Origin of the sequence: Paraburkholderia phenazinium (genome assembly GCF_900142845.1) — a bacterium.
GTDB lineage: Bacteria > Pseudomonadota > Gammaproteobacteria > Burkholderiales > Burkholderiaceae > Paraburkholderia > Paraburkholderia phenazinium_A.
In genome coordinates this window covers 307,553-324,684 of record NZ_FSRU01000002.1, presented here as the reverse complement: position 1 = coordinate 324,684, position 17,132 = coordinate 307,553, and the positions used below count along the sequence as shown (strand labels likewise).

The window sequence follows — 17,132 nt, the reverse complement described above, 5'->3', positions numbered from 1 at the left end:
GAGACGCCAAGTGTAGCCGCACTTGCCACAGGCCGCGCAGGTGTATGCGTAACGGAATGTTAGGACGCTTGCGCGGCCGGCTGGGATCAGTAAGCGACCGTCGCGATCTTGCGGATGAAACGGCCCTGCTCCAGCTCGTCGACAAACGCGATCGCGTAGTCTTCAGCCGAAATGCGGCTATTGCCGCTGGCGTCCGCCAGCAGCGTGTCGCTGCCCGTGCGGAAGACGCCGGTCCGCTCGCCGGGGGCGATCAGCGCCGCAGGGGCGAAAAACGTCCAGTCGAGATCGTTTAGCGTGCGGTAAAACGTCAGCGCGTCGCGGTGGGCCAGCGCCACCGGCTTATAGGCGTCCGGAAAGCCTTCCGTGTCGACCAGTTGCTTGCCGGGTGCCACTTCCAGCGAGCCCGCCCCACCCACCACCACGAGACGCTTCAGGCCCGCCGCACGCACACCCTCCACCAGCGCGCGGGTCGCGGTCACGACGACAGCCGCGTCGTCGCGCGGCGGCGCATAGGCGCTCGCCACCACGTCATGGCCGCGCACCGCTGCGGCGACGCTGGCGGCGTCGAGCAGATCGGCCTGCGCTGCCTTGAGGTTGGCGACGTCCGTCGGCACGCGCGCGGGATTACGCGCCAGTGCCGTCACCTGATGGCCGCGACGCGCCGCTTCCGCCGCAATCCGCGAACCGATTACGCCCGTTGCGCCAAACAATGCGATCTTCAATGCCTTGCTCATTTCTGTATGCTCCTGTGATTGGCTTATATGTAACCACGTTGATTACATATAACGCCGAAAAAAGAGGGGCTTGGCCCCCCGCTTGTATCTGCACGTCCCTGCCTGTCCTGCTTGAACCTCCAGCCGCCGCACAGCGCCGCCCTATCCCGCCGGCCGCCGCTTGCGTTCGCGCTGGCGCTCGGCCTTGACCAGGTCAGCGGTGGCATCCGCCAGCGTACGGCCTGCGAGCGACGCCTCCATGGCCTGCTGCGCCTCATCGATGATGCCGCGCAGCACGACCTGGATATTGCGCCCCACCATGCAAGCCGGATTCGGTTCCTCGCGATGCAGCGCGAACAGTTGCGCATCGTCGACGGCGCGGTACACCTCCAGCAGCGTGATCTCGTCGGGCGGCCGCGCCAGCAGCGCGCCGCCGCCCGCGCCGAGTTGCGACGTAGTGAGTCCGGCGTCCGCGAGCATCGTCAGCAGACGGCGGATCAGCGCGGGATTTGTGTTCACGCTGCCTGCAATCATGTCCGACGAAAGCGGCAGGCCATCCTGCAGCGACAACAACGCCAGCACGTGGACCGCAAAGGCAAACCGGCTACTCGTATTCAAAACGCACCTGTCCGGCGACGACAATGTGTAACCATAGTAATTACATTTAACCGCGCTGTCAAACCGGCGCAGCCAACCGCGGCTCCGCCGTGCCTCGCATGCACATCCACCGCTCGAACCTGCGGCGTCATTTGTCCATCTGCTTTTGTGCGTCGCTGCTGCTGTCGCTATCGCTCGACGCAGCGGATGCCGACGAAGCCGCCGTGGTATCGGACCACTGCTGCAGCTTGCGTCCCGCGTTTTGCAGGCCTGCGCCGGTCAGCGACGCCGCCTTGTTGAGCTCCGCGCTGCTCTCGCTCGCCGCGCTCTGCAGATTGGCTTGCGCGCTGGAGGCGAGCGCCGACGGATCGATGGTGATGGTCGGCGCGGAAGCCGCCGAATCGATGTTCTGTTTCGCCGCGTCGACCTGCTGGCCGACATAGCTCGCGGCCTGGTTGAGCGACTGCCCGGCCTGTTGCGCAGCGTCATCCATCTTGCCGGCCAGCTGGCCCGCGGAGGCGTCGTTTTTCTGGCACGCGGCCAGCGCGCCGAGCAGGACCCCAGCCAAGGCAACACGGCGAACGAGGGGACGGTGGTTGAATGAAATCATTTTGGAATCTGAGCCGCAGCAAGCGGCTTCCCTATACGGCAACGAACTCATGATACGCCCTGGCGCTGCTCACCCTGCACTTCGGGCAGGCAGACGCCCGTGCGGGAGACGCTGCGTGCAAGGCCAAACGCCGGCGCTCGACGCGCCGTTCGTCGCTGTACTGTCAAACACGTTGGAGTAGACTCGCTGAACGTTCGATGTGTTCCGCAGTTCAACTGGAGGCATGCGATGGCAGCAAAGAAGATTCTGTTCCTGACCGGCGATTTCGCCGAGGATTACGAAACAATGGTGCCGTTTCAGGCACTGCAGGCGATCGGCCATGTGGTCGACGCGGTGTGTCCCGGCAAGTCGGCCGGCGAGCGCATCAAGACGGCCATTCACGACTTCGAGGGCGACCAGACCTACACCGAGAAGCCTGGCCACCAGTTCACCCTGAACGCCACCTTCGACGACGTGGACCCCGGCCAATACGATGCGCTGGCGATCGCAGGCGGCCGTGCTCCGGAGTATCTGCGCCTGAACCAGAGAGTGATCGACATCGTGCGCCAGTTCGCGGAACAGCGTAAGCCGATCGCTGCGATCTGCCATGCGGCCCAACTGCTGGCCGCCGCCGACGTGATCCGCGGCAAGCGCATTTCCGCTTATCCGGCTTGCGCGCCGGAAGTGAAGCTCGCGGGCGGCGAGTACGCCGACATCCCGGTCGACGCGGCCATCACCGACGCCAACTTTGTCACCGCGCCCGCATGGCCGGCCCATCCCGAGTGGCTGCGGCAATTCCTCGTGCTGCTCGGCACGCGCATCGAACTCTGAGATTTCCCCACACGTCGGGTCGCCGCTCAGGCGCCCGACGCCTCATCCCTTCCGCAGCATTTCCCGCGCGAGAACAAGGCCTGCAACCGGCACCCTTGCGCGCGGATTGCATTGAGATGTGCCGGCTCATACCCAACTGCATTTGAGACTAGTCCGATAGTTCATCGCGAACGGCCTTCCTATAGTCGACGGTTGACTTTGGAGCCCCTTTCGATGGAACTGACAGACTGGATCGTCGTCCTCGTGATCGCACTCATGGCGATCGCTTTCTTCTGCGGCCGCGCCCCGGCCCGCTGGTCGCTCGAGAACCGCGCGCGCCGCTTCACCGGCACCCGCCTGCTCGTGCAGGCTGCGTTCTCACTCTGGGCTGCCCTGCTGATCCTGGTACGCGGACTGTTCGCGCTCGACGGCCTGCTGGGCATGCGCCCCGCACCGCACATCGTGATCCTGGGCGCGGCCATCCTGATGGCGTTCGGCTGCTACTGGTCGATTCGCGCCAGCAAACTGCTGAAGCCACGCCGCATCTTCACCGCGTACTAAGTCCCGGCGCGCCCAGCGCCAGCATCTCGGGCTCTTCGCGCGGCACACGAATCTCCGCCTCCGGCAACGTGAAATAGAAGGTCGTGCCGACCCCTTCGGTCGACTCCGCCCACACGCGGCCGCCATGCCGCTCCACCACGCGACGCACCAGCGCCAGTCCGATCCCCTCGCCGGTTGCGACGTTGCCGTGCAAGCGCTGAAACGCGTTGAACAGACGCGGTATGGCGACAGCCGGAATCCCGAGCCCGTTGTCTTTCACATAGAAAATACGTAACGAGTGGACGCCGGGCGGCGCCGGCGTCGTCCCGACTTCGACGCGTCCATCGCGCGACGCATCGAGGTAGTTGATCGCATTGCCCACCAGATTCGCGAACACCTGTTCGAGCGCGGTCGGATCGCCCCACACCGAGGGCAGATCGTGGACTACCACGCGTGCCCGGCGCGCCCGGATCGATACCTGCATCGCATCGACCACACGCTGGACGATGTCGCGCACATGCACCTGCTGACGCCGGTACTCGACGCGGCCGACGCGCGAGAGCCGCAACAACGCGTCGATGATGTGCGACGCACGCAGCACCGCGGTCTGCAGGTAATGCAGCGCCTCGCCGATATCCTCGTCCACCAGTTGCTCGATATGCTGCCGCCGCTCGGGCGTCAGCGACGACAGCCGGACCGCTTTGCGCAGGTCGTCGCAGGCATGAATCAGTTCCTTCGAGAAGCCCTGCAGGTTGACGAGCGGCGCGCGCAGATCGTGCGACACGCTGTAGATAAACATCTCGTTTTCCTGGGTCTGCTGACGCAGCGTCTCGTTGATGGCGGTCAATTCATTGGCGCGGCGCGCCAGATCGGCCTGGAAACGGGCCTGGATGCGCTCCGCCTCGAGCAGGCGCCGGCTCGTCTCGTGCAGCGTCTGATCGAGCCGGGCGATTTCGTCCGAGCCGTGGTCGATCGGCGCGAGCGGTTCATTGCTGGCGAGCCGCCCGGCGTTGTCGGAGAGCAGCGCGAGCCGCCCGCGCACGCCGCGCGTGAACAGCCACACGGCCAGCGCGACGAACAGCAGCGAGCCAAACACGGCGGCCACCACCAGCACCTGCTGCCGCTCGCGCGCGGCCTCGGCCTCGGTCGAACGCTGGGTGTCGATGAGCCGCTCCTCGTTCTGGAACGCGGTGATCTGGGCGCGGAAACGGTCGAGCACGTCGGTCGTGGCCAGTTCGCTGAACCGTTCGATGACGTCGCGCCGGCGCCCCGAATGCAACAGGTCCTGCACACGGTCCGACCATTGCCGGTACGCCTGCACCGATTGACGGATCTGCACCGCGCGCTCCACCTGCGGTGGATTGTCGGCCACGAGATCGGCCAACTGGTCGATGCGCCGGTCGATGTCCATCCATAGCGCGACGGGCGTCGTGACATCTGCGCTATTGCTGAGCACCGCGCCGCGCAGACGCACCGAGTCGAGCAGCACCGGCTCCAGAATCGCCGTGGTCTGGCGCAGCACGTCCTCGCTGTGGGCCTGCCAGCGCTCGGCCTGCGCGGCATCCACCTGTGCCTTGACCAGCCCCGACAGGAGGGCGAGCTCGAACACGGCAGGAATCGCGATCAGCAACAGCCCTTTGGTTGTCAGTCTCATGCGTACGCGAAGGAGTTCGGGAGCCCGGCAGGCCGCGCAGGGGACAGCACATTATGTCGGCGTTTGCCCTGGATGACAAAGGCCGTCAGCATGGCCGCCCGCCCGGCGGCATGGGACCGCGCCGCTCGCGCCGGTCGCCACGACATGCACCATGCACGGCGCATTAACTGCGCCCGTACGCTCGGTCTGTCACCTGTCCCCACATGCTTGTGTGATGATAAAATCGCCTGCTGGAGATGGCATTCTCCTTTAACCGCCCAGACAGGGCTGATGATGCCTGCATGCCCGGATGATTGCGGATACGCCGTGTCTGCGCTCACCCCGGTTTGTCGACCTTGCCAGGCGTCCTTCCATGTATTTATCTATTGTCGCAGTGGGTATCGGCGGTGCACTGGGTTCACTGTTCCGCTGGTTTCTCGGTATCCGTCTGAACGGGGTCTTCCCCGCCCTGCCGCTCGGCACCCTCGCCGCCAACGTGATTGCCGGTTATGTCATCGGCGTCGCCGTGGCGTTCTTTGCCCGCTTGCCCGAGCTGGCCCCCGAGTGGCGGCTCTTCGTCATCACCGGGCTGATGGGCGGCCTGTCCACCTTTTCGACCTTCTCCGCCGAAGTCGTCCAGCGCTTGCAGGAAGGTCGTTTCGGTTGGGCCGCCGGCGAAATTGCCATTCACGTGTCCACGTCGCTGGTGATGACGGTGCTGGGAATCGCGACCGTATCGCTCGTGACACGCTAGATAGACGCATCACCCTGTTTCATTCCGCTTGCCGCAATCGCGCAATACGAGTCGATTCAATACGCATTAAATAAAGAGATATTGCGGCGCCACGCCGCGCGCCCTCTCCTTCTCATCCGCCAATATCTAGTTCACGGACGAAAAAAAAGGCGTCACGTGACCGTGACGCCTTAAAAAGTTCTAGCCATTCCGAGGGCCGTGCTAGAACCTGAGAGAGGGGATTCGAAAGCGTCGCCTGACAGCGCCACACGCGTGAATTGCCGTTGGCGCCTTGCTGGCCCGGGCTGTAGAGCATGTCGGGCGAGGCTGAGGCTACCGTGCCGAACTCACACGCAAGCCTACCTTTCGAAATGTGATTCCATTTTTTACGGTTATGCTGACTAAGTCAAGCAAAATCTAATGCAGCCGGGCACTGTCGGCGGCACCCTTCTATTACAATGAATCGTCATATCAAATAGGGCCAGCATGCGTCATTATGGTGCAAGTTCGGCACTGCCGCTTCCGGTTCGGCGGCACAGCACAAATGTGTAAAATGAAACAAAGTTTCACAATAATGAGATGACCCACGAATCCATGCTCCCCCGCGGCACCGATCCCGTCAAGGAAAAAGACGGCTCAGGAGACGAAGTTACGGCGCTCGCGCGCGGCCTGACCGTGCTGCGCTGTATCGCGGCAGCCGATTCCCCGCTCAGCAACCGCGAACTGACCGAGCTCACGGGCATTCCGAAACCGACCGTGTCGCGCATCACTGCGACGCTTGTCAGCGCCGGGTTTCTGTTTCGCCTGCCGGACAGCGAACGTTTCGTGCTGACTTCGTCCGTGCTGGAATTGAGCAACGGATTTCTGCGCAACTTCGATATTCGCGCGCGCTCGCGGCCGTTCCTGATCGATCTCGCCGAACGCACCTCGCTGTCCGTGCATCTGGCCGTGCGCGACCGGCTCGACATGGTGGTCATCGACGCCATCAAGCCGCGCTCGGCCGTGCTGGTGTCGCGGCTCGACATCGGGTCGCGGATGAACCTGAGCCGCACCGCTGTCGGCCGCGCCTATCTGGCCGTGCTGTCAGAGCCCGAGCGTCAAAAACTGCTGCTTGGGCTGCAGGCTGCCGAAGGCGACGACTGGGGGCAAATTAGCAACCGGCTCGGCCAGGCGCTGCAGGAAACCGCCGCCCATGGCTTCGCGATTGCCACCGGCGAGTGGCACGACGGGCTGAACGCGATCGCGGCCGGTTTCATCGGCCCATCCGGCGAGCGCTATGCGGTCAATTGCGGCGGCTCCGCCCACCAGTGCCCACGCGACTGGCTGATGACGCGCGCGGCGCCGCTGCTGCTCGAATGCATCGCCAACATTGCCCTCGAAATTGGCGGCACGCCAGGACGGCGGCTGGACAATTGAGCGGCTGCGCGGCCCATTCCACGAGGACCCGCCGGACCGCTGCCGGCACGCGCCGCCACGTGCGGCACGCAGCGGTCCGCGCGGTGTAACGCGCGTAACCAACAGAAAAATACATCACTGGACGGTAAGGAAGCCAGGGACGTACGATCATGCTTTCGTCCAGCTTGCTGTGGCCGATCCGCGCTGTCCAACGTGTTGCATTTCGCACACCTGCCTAACTCCACGCCCGTTACCTGATCGAATCGATGGACGAACAACAACAGCATTCGGAAACTTCTCGCACACCCGCCCCGGCGCACCAGCCGTCCACCGCCGGGACCAGCCAGACAAAGAGCGGCGGCAAACGGCATCGGGGGCGCACTATCGGACTGATCGTCGCCGCGCTGGTCGTCGCGGGCATTGTGGTGTGGCGCTGGCATCCATGGGGCGGCCCGGCCGGCGGCGCGGCGGCGCAGAGCGAGGGCGGCGGCCGCCACGGCCGCGGCGGCCCTGGCGCGTTCGCCAACCTGGCGCAGCCGGTGCACGTCGCCACCGCGACGCAAGGCGACATGCCGGTCGTGCTGACCGCACTCGGCACGGTCACGCCGCTTGCCACCGTCACCGTGCAGACGCAGTTGAGCGGCACGCTGCAAACGGTCGCGTTCCAGGAAGGCCAGATGGTCAAGAAGGGCGACCTGCTCGCGCAGATCGACCCGCGCCCGTATCAGATCTCGCTTGAAAACGCCGAGGGCGCGCTGGCGCGCGACCAGGCGCTGCTGCAAACCGCCCGCCTCGACCTGAAGCGTTATCAGACGCTGCTCGCCCAGGATTCGATCGCGAGTCAGCAGGTGGACACGCAAGCGTCGCTGGTGCAACAGTACATCGGCACCGTGAAGTCGGATCAGGCCAACATCGACACCTACAAGCTCGACCTGATCTACGCGCGCATCACCGCGCCCGTATCGGGCCGCGTGGGTCTGCGCCAGGTCGACCCCGGCAACTACGTCACGCCCAGCCTGACCAACGGGCTTGTCGTGATCACGCAATTGCAGCCCATCAGCGTGATCTTCACCGTCTCCGAAGACAGCCTGCCGCAAATCATGAAGCAGGTGCAAGCGGGCGCGAAGCTGTCGGTGACGGCGTACGACCGCAGCAACACCACCTCGCTCGCGGGCGGCACGCTCGAGACGCTCGACAACCAGATCGACACCACCACCGGCACGCTCAAGCTGCGCGCCATGTTCAACAACGACGACAGCCTGCTGTTCCCCAACCAGTTCGTCAACGCGCGGCTGCTGGTGGATACGATTCACGACGCCGTGATCGTGCCGACCTCCGCCGTGCTGAACGGCTCGATGGGCCAGTTCGTGTACGTGGTGAAGGACGACAGCACGGTCACCGTGCGGCCGGTCAAGATCGGCCCCGTGGACGGCGAACGCACCAGCATCGCCACCGGCCTGCAGCCTGGCGAGCGGGTGGTAATCGACGGCTCCGACCGTCTGAAGGAAGGCGCGAAGATCACGATTCCGGCGGACCGTCCGCGCGGCGCTTCGGGAGCACGCGGCGCTTCCGGTCCGCACGGCGCATCGGGCGCGTGGGGTGCATGGGGCGCGTCCGGCGCGCATGCGCATCATCACAAACACCCGGCGCAAGCTTCGGAATAAAGGCTGACTGAACCCGCATGAATCCATCCCGCGCCTTTATTCTGCGCCCGGTCGGCACTGCCCTGCTGATGGCGGCAATCATGCTGGTCGGGCTGGTCGCGCTGCGCTTCCTGCCGCTTTCGGCGCTGCCGGAAGTCGACTACCCGACCATCCAGGTGCAGACCTTCTATCCGGGCGCGAGCCCGGACGTGATGACCTCGTCGGTCACGGCGCCGCTCGAACGGCAGTTCGGGCAGATGCCGTCGCTGAACCAGATGTCGTCGCAAAGCTCGGCGGGCTCGTCGATCATCACGCTGCAGTTCAGCCTCGACCTGCCGCTCGACATCGCCGAACAGGAAGTCCAGGCCGCGATTAACGCCGCCGGCAACCTGCTGCCGTCGGATCTGCCCGCGCCGCCGATCTACGCCAAGGTCAACCCGGCCGACGCGCCGATCATCACGCTCGCCCTCACCTCGCAGACCATGCCGTTGACACAGGTGCAGGACCTGGCCGACACACGTCTCGCGCAGAAGATTTCGCAGGTGGCCGGCGTCGGTCTGGTGAGTCTGTCAGGCGGCCAGCGTCCGGCTGTGCGAATTCAGGCTAATCCGCGTGCGTTGGCGGCGTACGGTCTGAATCTCGACGACCTGCGCACCACCATTTCGAACCTCAACGTCAATACGCCGAAAGGCAATTTCGACGGACCGACGCGCGCCTACACGATCAACGCGAACGATCAGCTGACCGACGCCAACGCCTACAAGAGCGCGGTCATCGCTTACAAGAACGGCCGGCCGGTGATGCTGACGGACGTCGCCACCATCGTGCAGGGCGCGGAGAACACCAAGCTCGGCGCATGGGTCGACGGAACACCGGCCATCATCCTGAACGTGCAGCGCCAGCCGGGGGCGAACGTGATCCAGGTGGTGGACAGCATCAAGGCGCTGCTGCCGCAACTGCAGGCCTCGCTGCCCGCCGCGCTGAACGTGCGGATCGTCACCGACCGGACCACCACGATCCGCGCCTCGGTGCGCGACGTGCAGTTCGAACTGCTGATGTCGGTGGTGCTGGTGGTGCTGGTGATGTACCTGTTCCTCGCCAACGTCTACGCCACCATCATCCCGAGCCTGTCGGTGCCGCTCTCGCTGATCGGCACGCTGGCCGTGATGTATCTGTGCGGCTTTTCGCTCGACAACCTCTCGCTGATGGCGCTCACCATCGCCACCGGCTTCGTGGTCGACGACGCCATCGTGATGATCGAGAACATCGCGCGCTATGTCGAAGAGGGCGAGTCGGCGCTCGAAGCGGCGCTCAAGGGCTCGAAACAGATCGGCTTTACCATCATCTCGCTGACGGTGTCGCTGATCGCCGTGCTGATTCCGCTGCTGTTCATGGGCGACGTGGTGGGCCGCCTGTTCCACGAATTCGCGATCACGCTGGCCGTGACCATCGTGATTTCGGCGGTGGTGTCGCTCACGCTCGTGCCGATGATGTGCGCCAAACTGCTGCGCCACACGCCGCCAAAGGAAGCGCATCGCTTCGAGACCAAAGCGCACGCCTTCATCGACTACATCATCGCGCGCTACGCCGTCGCGCTGACCTGGGTGCTGGACCGCCAGCGCTCGACGCTGTTTGTCGCCGTGCTCACGCTGGTGCTGACCGGCGTGCTGTACGTGTTCATTCCGAAGGGCTTCTTTCCGGTGCAGGACACCGGCGTGATCCAGGCCATCACCCAGGCGCCGCAGTCGGTGTCGTACGAATCGATGGCGGAGCGCCAGCAGGAACTGGCCGCGCAGATCCTGAAGAATCCTGATGTGGAGAGCCTGACCTCGTTTATCGGCGTGGACGGCAACAACATCACGCTGAACAGCGGGCGGATGCTGATCAACCTGAAGCCGCGCGACGACCGCAGCCACACCGCGAGCGACGTGATCCGCCAGTTGCAGAAGGATGTGGCGCACATTCCGGGCGCCTCGTTGTACATGCAACCGGTGCAGGACCTGACCATCGACGCGACGGTCAGCCCGACGCAGTATCAGTTCATGCTGACCGATCCGAACATCGCCGAGTTCGCGACCTGGGTGCCGAAGCTGGTCGAGCGGCTCAAGCAGGCCCCTGAACTCGCCGACGTCGCGACAGATCTGCAGGAGAACGGCCAGTCGGTCTATGTGGAAATCGACCGCGCCAGCGCGTCGCGCTACGGCATCACGCCGGCCACCGTCGACAACGCACTGTACGACGCCTTCGGCCAACGCATCGTCTCGACCATCTTCACGCAGTCGAACCAGTACCGCGTGATTCTCGAAGCGCAGCCGCAGGTCCAGCACTACACAGAGTCGTTGAACGCGATCTACCTGCCCTCTTCCACCTCGACGGGCGGCCAGGTGCCGCTGTCGTCGATCGCGAAGTTCGTCGAACAGCCGGCACCGTTGCTGGTGACCCACCTGAGCCAGTTTCCCGCTACCACGGTGTCGTTCAACCTGGCGCCGGGTTCGTCGCTCGGTGCGGCCGTCAAGGCGATCAATCAGGCGGAAAAGGACATCGGCTTGCCGGCCTCGTTCCAGACGCGCTTCCAGGGCGCGGCGCTGGCGTTTCAGGCGTCGCTCGCGAACGAACTGTTCCTGATCCTCGCCGCGATCGTCACCATGTATATCGTGCTCGGCGTACTCTACGAGAGCTTCATCCACCCCATCACGATTCTCTCGACGCTGCCCTCGGCCGGCGTCGGCGCATTGCTCGCGTTGCTGATCACCGGGCACGACCTCGACATCATCGGCATCATCGGCATCGTGTTGCTGATCGGTATCGTGAAGAAGAACGCCATCATGATGATCGACTTCGCGCTCGAGGCCGAACGCGAACAGGGCAAGCCGCCGCGCGAGGCGATTTACCAGGCGTGCCTGCTGCGCTTCCGGCCGATCCTGATGACCACCATGGCGGCCCTGCTCGGCGCCCTGCCGCTGATGCTCGGCACCGGCGCGGGTTCGGAACTGCGCCGGCCGCTCGGCATTGCGATTGCGGGCGGCCTGATCGTGAGCCAGTTGCTGACGCTGTTCACCACGCCGGTGATCTACCTCGCGTTCGACTCGCTGGCGCGGCGCGTGCGGGCGCGTTTTCATCACGACCCGCATGACGAAGGCGGCCGCAACGCCCCGCCGCCCGCCACCGACGCGGGGAACTAAGCGATGAACCTGTCGCGTCCGTTTATTGCCCGGCCGGTCGCCACCACGCTGCTGGCGGTGGGCATTGCGCTGTCCGGCGTGTTCGCCTTCACGAAGCTGCCGGTCGCGCCGCTGCCGCAGGTCGACTTCCCGACCATCTCGGTGCAGGCCAGCCTGCCGGGGGCGAGTCCGGAGACGGTCGCCACCAGCGTGGCGAGCCCGCTCGAACGGCACCTGGGCTCGATTGCCGACGTCACCGAAATGACCTCGCAGAGCTCGGTGGGCTCGACGCGCATCACGTTGCAATTCGGGCTGAACCGCGACATCGACGGCGCCGCGCGCGACGTGCAGGCCGCCATCAACGCGGCCCGCGCCGACCTGCCCGCGAGCCTGCGCAGCAATCCGACGTACCACAAGGTGAACCCGGCCGACGCGCCGATCCTGATTCTCGCCTTGACCTCCAACACGCTGACGGCCGGGCAGTTGTACGACTCCGCCGCCACCGTGTTGCAGCAATCGCTCTCGCAGGTGGACGGCATCGGCGAAGTGGACGTCAGCGGTTCGGCCAATCCGGCGGTGCGCGTGGAACTGGAACCGCAGATGCTGTTCCACTACGGTATCGGACTCGAAGACGTGCGGGCGGCGCTGGCCGCGGCGAATGCGAACAGCCCGAAAGGCTCGATCGAATTCGGCCCGAACCATGTGCAGCTCTACACCAACGATCAGGCGAGCAAGGCATCGCAGTACAAGGACCTGATTATTGCCTACCGCAACGGCGCGGCCGTGCATCTGTCGGATGTGTCGGAGGTGGTCGACTCGGTTGAGGACCTGCGCAACCTCGGCCTGTACAGCGGCAAGCATTCGGTGCTGGTGATCCTGTCCCGCCAACCGGGGGCGAACATCATCGAAACGATCGACCGCGTCAAGGCGATGCTGCCGCAACTCAAGGCCTCGCTGCCGGCGGACGTCGAGGTGACGCCGACGGTCGACCGCTCCACCACGATCCGCGCCTCGCTGAAGGACACCGAGCACACGCTGATGATCGCAGTGGCGCTGGTCGTGATGGTGGTGTTCCTGTTCCTGCGCAACTGGCGAGCGACGCTGATTCCGAGCGTGGCGGTACCGATCTCGATCATCGGTACGTTCGGCGCGATGTACCTGATGGGTTTTTCGATCGATAACCTGTCGCTGATGGCGCTGACGATTGCGACCGGCTTCGTGGTCGACGACGCGATCGTGGTGCTCGAAAACATCTCGCGGCATATCGAGAACGGCGTACCGCGCAGAGAAGCGGCGTTTCGCGGCGCGCGCGAAGTCGGCTTTACGGTGGTCTCGATCAGCATCTCGCTGGTGGCGGTGTTCTTGCCGATTCTGCTGATGGGCGGCATCGTCGGGCGGCTGTTCCGCGAATTTGCGCTGACGCTGTCGCTCGCGATTGCGGTTTCGCTGCTGGTGTCGCTGACGCTTACGCCGATGATGTGCTCGCGCCTGCTCAACGAGCCGCATGAGCGTGAAGAAGAAGGACGTTTCGCGCGCTGGCTCGAACGGGGCTTCCAGTCGATGCAGCGCGGCTACGAACACACACTCGGCTGGTCGCTGCGGCATCCGCTGCTGATCCTGCTGGTGCTGCTTGCCACGATCGGGCTGAACGTGTGGCTCTACGTAATCATCCCGAAGGGCTTCTTTCCGCAGCAGGACACCGGCCGCCTCGTCGGCGGCATTCAGGCGGACCAGTCCACCTCCTTCCAGGCGATGAAGGGCAAATTCGCCGAGATGATGAAGATCGTCGGCGAGAACCCGGCCGTGGAAGGCGCGGTGGGCTACACCGGCGGACGGCAGACCAACTCCGGCTTCATGTTCGTGCAGTTGAAGCCGAAGCCCGGACGGCGCGTCTCGGCAGACCAGGTGATCCAGCAATTGCGCGGACCGCTCTCCGAGGTGGCGGGCGTGCGCACCTTCCTGCAGGCTGTGCAGGACATCCGCGTGGGGGGACGGCAATCGAACGCGCAGTATCAGTTCACGCTGCTGGCGGATTCGACGACCGACCTGTACACGTGGGGCCCGAAACTCACCGAGGCGTTGCAGGCGCGTCCCGAACTGGCGGACGTGAATTCCGACCAACAGCAAGGCGGCCTCGAATCGATGGTGACGATCGACCGCGCGAGTGCGGCGCGGCTGAACATCGAGCCGGCGCAGATCGACAACACGCTGTACGACGCGTTCGGCCAGCGTCAGGTGTCGACGATTTACAACCCGCTGAACCAGTACCACGTGGTGATGGAAGTGGCGCCGAAGTACTGGCAAAGCCCGGACATGCTGAAGCAGATCTACGTCAGTACATCGGGGGGCAGCGCGAGCGGCGCGCAGACCACCAACGCGACGGCGGGCACGGTGACTGCGCCGGTGGCCAACACCAGCAGCACGAGCGCATTGGGCGGCGGCACGGCGGGCACGACGGCATCGAGCGCGGCGGCGATTGCGTCGGATTCGGCGCGCAACCTGGCGATCAATTCGCTTGCGGCGAGCGGCAAATCGAGTGCGTCGTCGGGGGCGGCGGTGTCGACGTCGAAGGAGACGATGATTCCGTTGTCGGCGATTGCGAGTTTTGGTCCGGGGAGTACGCCGTTATCGGTGAATCACCAGAGCCAGTTCGTGGCCTCGACGATCTCGTTCAACTTGCCGCCGGGCAAATCGTTGTCGGACGCGACCCAGGCGATCTACGACACGATGGCGGAGATCGGCATGCCGGGGACGATCCACGGCAGTTTCCAGGGGACGGCGCAGGCGTTCCAGCAGTCCTTGTCGGACATGCCGCTCTTGATTCTGGCGGCGTTGGCGGCGGTGTATATCGTGCTGGGGATACTGTATGAGAGCTATATCCATCCGTTGACGATTTTGTCGACGTTGCCTTCGGCGGGGGTGGGGGCGTTGCTGGCGTTACTGCTGTTTCAGACGGAGTTCAGCATTATTGCGTTGATTGCGGTGATTTTGCTGATTGGCATCGTCAAGAAGAACGCGATCATGATGATTGATTTTGCTATTGAAGCTTCTCGTCAAGGGTTGTCTTCTTATGATGCGATTCATCAGGCCTGTTTGTTGCGGTTTCGGCCGATCATGATGACCACTTGTGCTGCGCTGCTTGGGGCGCTGCCGTTGGCGTTTGGGAATGGGGATGGGGCTGAGTTGCGGGCGCCTTTGGGGATCGCCATTGTCGGTGGGCTCATTGTTAGTCAAATGCTTACGCTCTATACCACGCCGGTTGTTTATCTTTATATGGATCGTATTCGCGTTAGGTGGGAGGGGCGGCGGCGGGGCTCCGGTGGTCGGGGTGGGGTTCAAGGGAATCGGTGACGGCTTTTTTTTGCCTTGCAGGCGGCTTCTGGCTGTTTAGCTCTTGCTGGTTTTTGCCTGCGGCGCCTTGTTTTTGGCTGTTTTCTTCGGGTGTTGGCCTCTCCTTGTATTCTTAGTGGTCTATTAGCTTCGCCCCTGTGCGGGGCGGCACCTACTTTCTTTGCCGCCGCAAAGAAAGTAGGCAAAGAAAGCGGGCTGCAACCGCTAGACAGTAGTGAGCCATCCCGGTCTGCTACCGGAAACGGCCCAAGACGAGACCTGCCCCCGCGTTTCCACCGTTCGTGACACAGCGCTCATCCACCCCACTCCGCACTACGTGCGTCGCGGTCGGGTCTGCATGGGAAAGCGGGTGCGCAAACAAATCTCAATAGTTAGAATGCCTATGCAATCTGCAAAAGGAGTTATGCCCCGCGGCGGGGCGCGCAGCGCAACGCTGGAACGGATGACGGCCTTGTCACCAGCGCGCGTGGCGCGACGGCACGTCTCGTCTTGGGCCGTTCCCGGTGGCAGACCGGGATGGCTCACTAAACGCTGGCGGTGTGAGCCCGCTTTCTTTGCTTACTTTCTTTGCGGCGGCAAAGAAAGTAAGTGCCGCCCCGCACAGGGGCGAAGCTAATAGACCGATAAGAATGCAAGGAAAGGCCAACACCCGAAGAAAACAGCCAAAACCAAGGCGCCGCAGGCAAAAAAACATCAAAGCCTCTGCTCAACAGCCAACGCAAAGATCCTCTTCCACTGCTGGGCTTCGCTTTGACCCCGCATGGGCAGCATCCAGACAGGACACTTAGCATCCCGAACCTTCAGAACAAGCTGAAACCCCTGATCGGCAGCCTCAACGTCAGCCCCCTGAATATCAGCAAAAATATAATCGCCGCGCACACCATGAACATCCACGCTACACAACCTCTTCCCGGCAGCCAGCCGGACCCCACCCCATTCAGCCTTCAATTCATGCGTCCAATCCCCGTCATGAATATTCGCCGCCACCTCGCGCCGGCGCCGCAGCCAATAAACAACCGCCGCCGCCACTAAAGCAGCCACCACCACCGCAGCCACCACCGCCACACCCAAACCAAATTGCGCCGACAACGCATCAAACGACCACACCGCGCCATAAATCAGCCCGCCGAGCACCGCCAGACCCACAACGATAGGCATCTCGAATCACCCCGCAAAACAAACCGGCCATCAGCGTAGCACGGCGTGTCCGCGGGATCATCAGCAAGAAACTATTGCATCATCCAGTAACCAGCACACCCAGCGCGGTAGCACCAAAAACGCAAGACAACCATCCAGCCGCCCGCAAGGCATCAATCACCCCCGCCCTCACTGCGCCTTATGCGTGGCCGCCCACTGCTTCACCGCCTCCAGCGTGTTCTCAACGTGCTTGTCCGGCGACAAACTCGTGTACTCGTAAATGATCTTGCCGTCCGGCGCAATCACATACGACACCCGGTTCGCCATCGAATTGTGCATCGGCATCCCCGCGTCGTAGGCGCCAATCACCTTGGCATCCGCATCGGCCGCGACCGGGAACTTGCTGCGGCATTCGCTAACCGAAAACTTCGTCAACGTGTCAATGTTGTCGTGCGACACCCCAATCACCGTCGCGCCGTACTTCTTGTATTCGTCCACCGCATCCGCGAACTCATGAGCCTCGATCGTGCAACCCTTCGTGAAGGCCGCCGGGTAGAAGTACAGCACCACCGGCCCCTTCTTCAATTCGTCCGCCAGCGTATAGGTGTAAGTCTTGCCGCCGAGCGATGCCTGAGTCGTAAAATCCGGTGCCGTGTCGCCAGGCTTGAGCGTCGCAGACGCCGTCAGTGAATGCAGCGCAAACCCCGCCGACAATACGGTCGCCAGCAATACCGGCATAAACTTTCGTTTCATCTCAAGCTCCTCCAGGCGTTGACGCACGTTGGTCCGTGCAATGAATGAAGTCATGCCCCCGCGTGCCTCCCGCTGAC

General features: G+C 63.7%; 13 protein-coding genes and 1 riboswitch. Of the genes, 7 read left to right on the top strand and 6 right to left on the bottom strand.

The window, feature by feature from the left end:
• Nucleotides 1–86: 86 nt before the first annotated feature.
• The 3 genes from BUS12_RS18545 to BUS12_RS18535 all read right to left on the bottom strand — a co-directional run bounded on the left by BUS12_RS18545 (nucleotide 87) and on the right by BUS12_RS18535 (nucleotide 1,920).
• A complete protein-coding gene (locus tag BUS12_RS18545) occupies nucleotides 87–734 on the bottom strand; it encodes an NAD(P)-dependent oxidoreductase (protein WP_074298087.1) in 648 nt (215 codons plus the stop codon).
• A 141-nt stretch (nucleotides 735–875) separates the two neighbouring features.
• The gene (locus BUS12_RS18540; RefSeq protein WP_074298085.1) at nucleotides 876–1,331 is read right to left on the bottom strand and encodes an Rrf2 family transcriptional regulator; all 456 of its coding nucleotides are present in this window, start codon (nucleotides 1,329–1,331) and stop codon (nucleotides 876–878) included.
• Nucleotides 1,332–1,458: 127 nt separating this feature from the next.
• Nucleotides 1,459–1,920 carry a BCAL1086 family glycoprotein gene (locus BUS12_RS18535; protein WP_074298083.1) on the bottom strand — a complete coding sequence of 154 codons (462 nt, stop codon included), beginning with the start codon at nucleotides 1,918–1,920 and terminating at the stop codon, nucleotides 1,459–1,461.
• 228 nt (nucleotides 1,921–2,148) lie between these two features.
• Here BUS12_RS18535 and BUS12_RS18530 point away from each other — a divergent pair, with 228 nt between their 5' ends.
• On the top strand, nucleotides 2,149–2,730 hold the full coding sequence (locus BUS12_RS18530) for a DJ-1/PfpI family protein (RefSeq protein ID WP_074298081.1): 582 nt from the start codon (nucleotides 2,149–2,151) through the stop codon (nucleotides 2,728–2,730).
• A gap of 213 nt (nucleotides 2,731–2,943) precedes the next feature.
• On the top strand, nucleotides 2,944–3,270 hold the full coding sequence (locus BUS12_RS18525; protein WP_074298077.1) for a hypothetical protein: 327 nt from the start codon (nucleotides 2,944–2,946) through the stop codon (nucleotides 3,268–3,270).
• Here BUS12_RS18525 and BUS12_RS18520 read toward each other — a convergent pair.
• The gene (locus BUS12_RS18520) at nucleotides 3,257–4,903 is read right to left on the bottom strand and encodes a sensor histidine kinase (protein WP_083640512.1); all 1,647 of its coding nucleotides are present in this window, start codon (nucleotides 4,901–4,903) and stop codon (nucleotides 3,257–3,259) included. The genes BUS12_RS18525 and BUS12_RS18520 overlap by 14 nt on opposite strands.
• 223 nt (nucleotides 4,904–5,126) lie before the next feature.
• Nucleotides 5,127–5,190: riboswitch (Fluoride riboswitch) on the top strand.
• A gap of 65 nt (nucleotides 5,191–5,255) precedes the next feature.
• Between BUS12_RS18520 and crcB the strand changes: the two genes are divergently transcribed.
• The 5 genes from crcB to BUS12_RS18495 all read left to right on the top strand — a co-directional run bounded on the left by crcB (nucleotide 5,256) and on the right by BUS12_RS18495 (nucleotide 15,165).
• Nucleotides 5,256–5,636 carry a fluoride efflux transporter CrcB gene (gene crcB, locus BUS12_RS18515; protein ID WP_074298075.1) on the top strand — a complete coding sequence of 127 codons (381 nt, stop codon included), beginning with the start codon at nucleotides 5,256–5,258 and terminating at the stop codon, nucleotides 5,634–5,636.
• Between the two features lie 558 nt (nucleotides 5,637–6,194).
• Nucleotides 6,195–7,031 (top strand): IclR family transcriptional regulator, encoded by an 837-nt coding sequence (locus BUS12_RS18510; RefSeq protein WP_074298073.1) that lies wholly within the window; start codon nucleotides 6,195–6,197, stop codon nucleotides 7,029–7,031.
• Nucleotides 7,032–7,276: 245 nt separating this feature from the next.
• A complete protein-coding gene (locus tag BUS12_RS18505; RefSeq protein ID WP_074298071.1) occupies nucleotides 7,277–8,674 on the top strand; it encodes an MdtA/MuxA family multidrug efflux RND transporter periplasmic adaptor subunit in 1,398 nt (465 codons plus the stop codon).
• Nucleotides 8,675–8,691: 17 nt separating this feature from the next.
• The gene (locus BUS12_RS18500; protein ID WP_074298069.1) at nucleotides 8,692–11,835 is read left to right on the top strand and encodes an MdtB/MuxB family multidrug efflux RND transporter permease subunit; all 3,144 of its coding nucleotides are present in this window, start codon (nucleotides 8,692–8,694) and stop codon (nucleotides 11,833–11,835) included.
• A 3-nt stretch (nucleotides 11,836–11,838) separates the two neighbouring features.
• Nucleotides 11,839–15,165 carry an efflux RND transporter permease subunit gene (locus BUS12_RS18495; RefSeq protein WP_074298067.1) on the top strand — a complete coding sequence of 1,109 codons (3,327 nt, stop codon included), beginning with the start codon at nucleotides 11,839–11,841 and terminating at the stop codon, nucleotides 15,163–15,165.
• A 693-nt stretch (nucleotides 15,166–15,858) separates the two neighbouring features.
• Here the strand turns inward: BUS12_RS18495 and BUS12_RS18490 are convergent.
• Together BUS12_RS18490 and BUS12_RS18485 are read right to left on the bottom strand one after the other, a co-directional pair.
• Entirely contained in the window at nucleotides 15,859–16,323 is a 465-nt protein-coding gene (locus BUS12_RS18490) for a hypothetical protein (RefSeq protein ID WP_074298065.1), read from the bottom strand.
• 168 nt (nucleotides 16,324–16,491) lie between these two features.
• Nucleotides 16,492–17,055 (bottom strand): peroxiredoxin, encoded by a 564-nt coding sequence (locus BUS12_RS18485; RefSeq protein WP_074298063.1) that lies wholly within the window; start codon nucleotides 17,053–17,055, stop codon nucleotides 16,492–16,494.
• Nucleotides 17,056–17,132 lie beyond the last annotated feature (77 nt).

Excerpts from the sequence above, each read along its gene's own strand:
- BUS12_RS18545 (WP_074298087.1), bottom strand. The coding sequence starts at position 734 with ATGAGCAAGGCATTGAAGATCGCATTGTTTGGCGCAACGGGCGTAATC.
- BUS12_RS18535 (WP_074298083.1), bottom strand. The coding sequence starts at position 1,920 with ATGATTTCATTCAACCACCGTCCCCTCGTTCGCCGTGTTGCCTTGGCT.
- BUS12_RS18530 (WP_074298081.1), top strand. The coding sequence starts at position 2,149 with ATGGCAGCAAAGAAGATTCTGTTCCTGACCGGCGATTTCGCCGAGGAT.
- BUS12_RS18525 (WP_074298077.1), top strand. The coding sequence starts at position 2,944 with ATGGAACTGACAGACTGGATCGTCGTCCTCGTGATCGCACTCATGGCG.
- BUS12_RS18520 (WP_083640512.1), bottom strand. The coding sequence starts at position 4,903 with ATGAGACTGACAACCAAAGGGCTGTTGCTGATCGCGATTCCTGCCGTG.
- crcB (WP_074298075.1), top strand. The coding sequence starts at position 5,256 with ATGTATTTATCTATTGTCGCAGTGGGTATCGGCGGTGCACTGGGTTCA.
- BUS12_RS18510 (WP_074298073.1), top strand. The coding sequence starts at position 6,195 with ATGACCCACGAATCCATGCTCCCCCGCGGCACCGATCCCGTCAAGGAA.
- BUS12_RS18505 (WP_074298071.1), top strand. The coding sequence starts at position 7,277 with ATGGACGAACAACAACAGCATTCGGAAACTTCTCGCACACCCGCCCCG.
- BUS12_RS18500 (WP_074298069.1), top strand. The coding sequence starts at position 8,692 with ATGAATCCATCCCGCGCCTTTATTCTGCGCCCGGTCGGCACTGCCCTG.
- BUS12_RS18495 (WP_074298067.1), top strand. The coding sequence starts at position 11,839 with ATGAACCTGTCGCGTCCGTTTATTGCCCGGCCGGTCGCCACCACGCTG.
- BUS12_RS18490 (WP_074298065.1), bottom strand. The coding sequence starts at position 16,323 with ATGCCTATCGTTGTGGGTCTGGCGGTGCTCGGCGGGCTGATTTATGGC.
- BUS12_RS18485 (WP_074298063.1), bottom strand. The coding sequence starts at position 17,055 with ATGAAACGAAAGTTTATGCCGGTATTGCTGGCGACCGTATTGTCGGCG.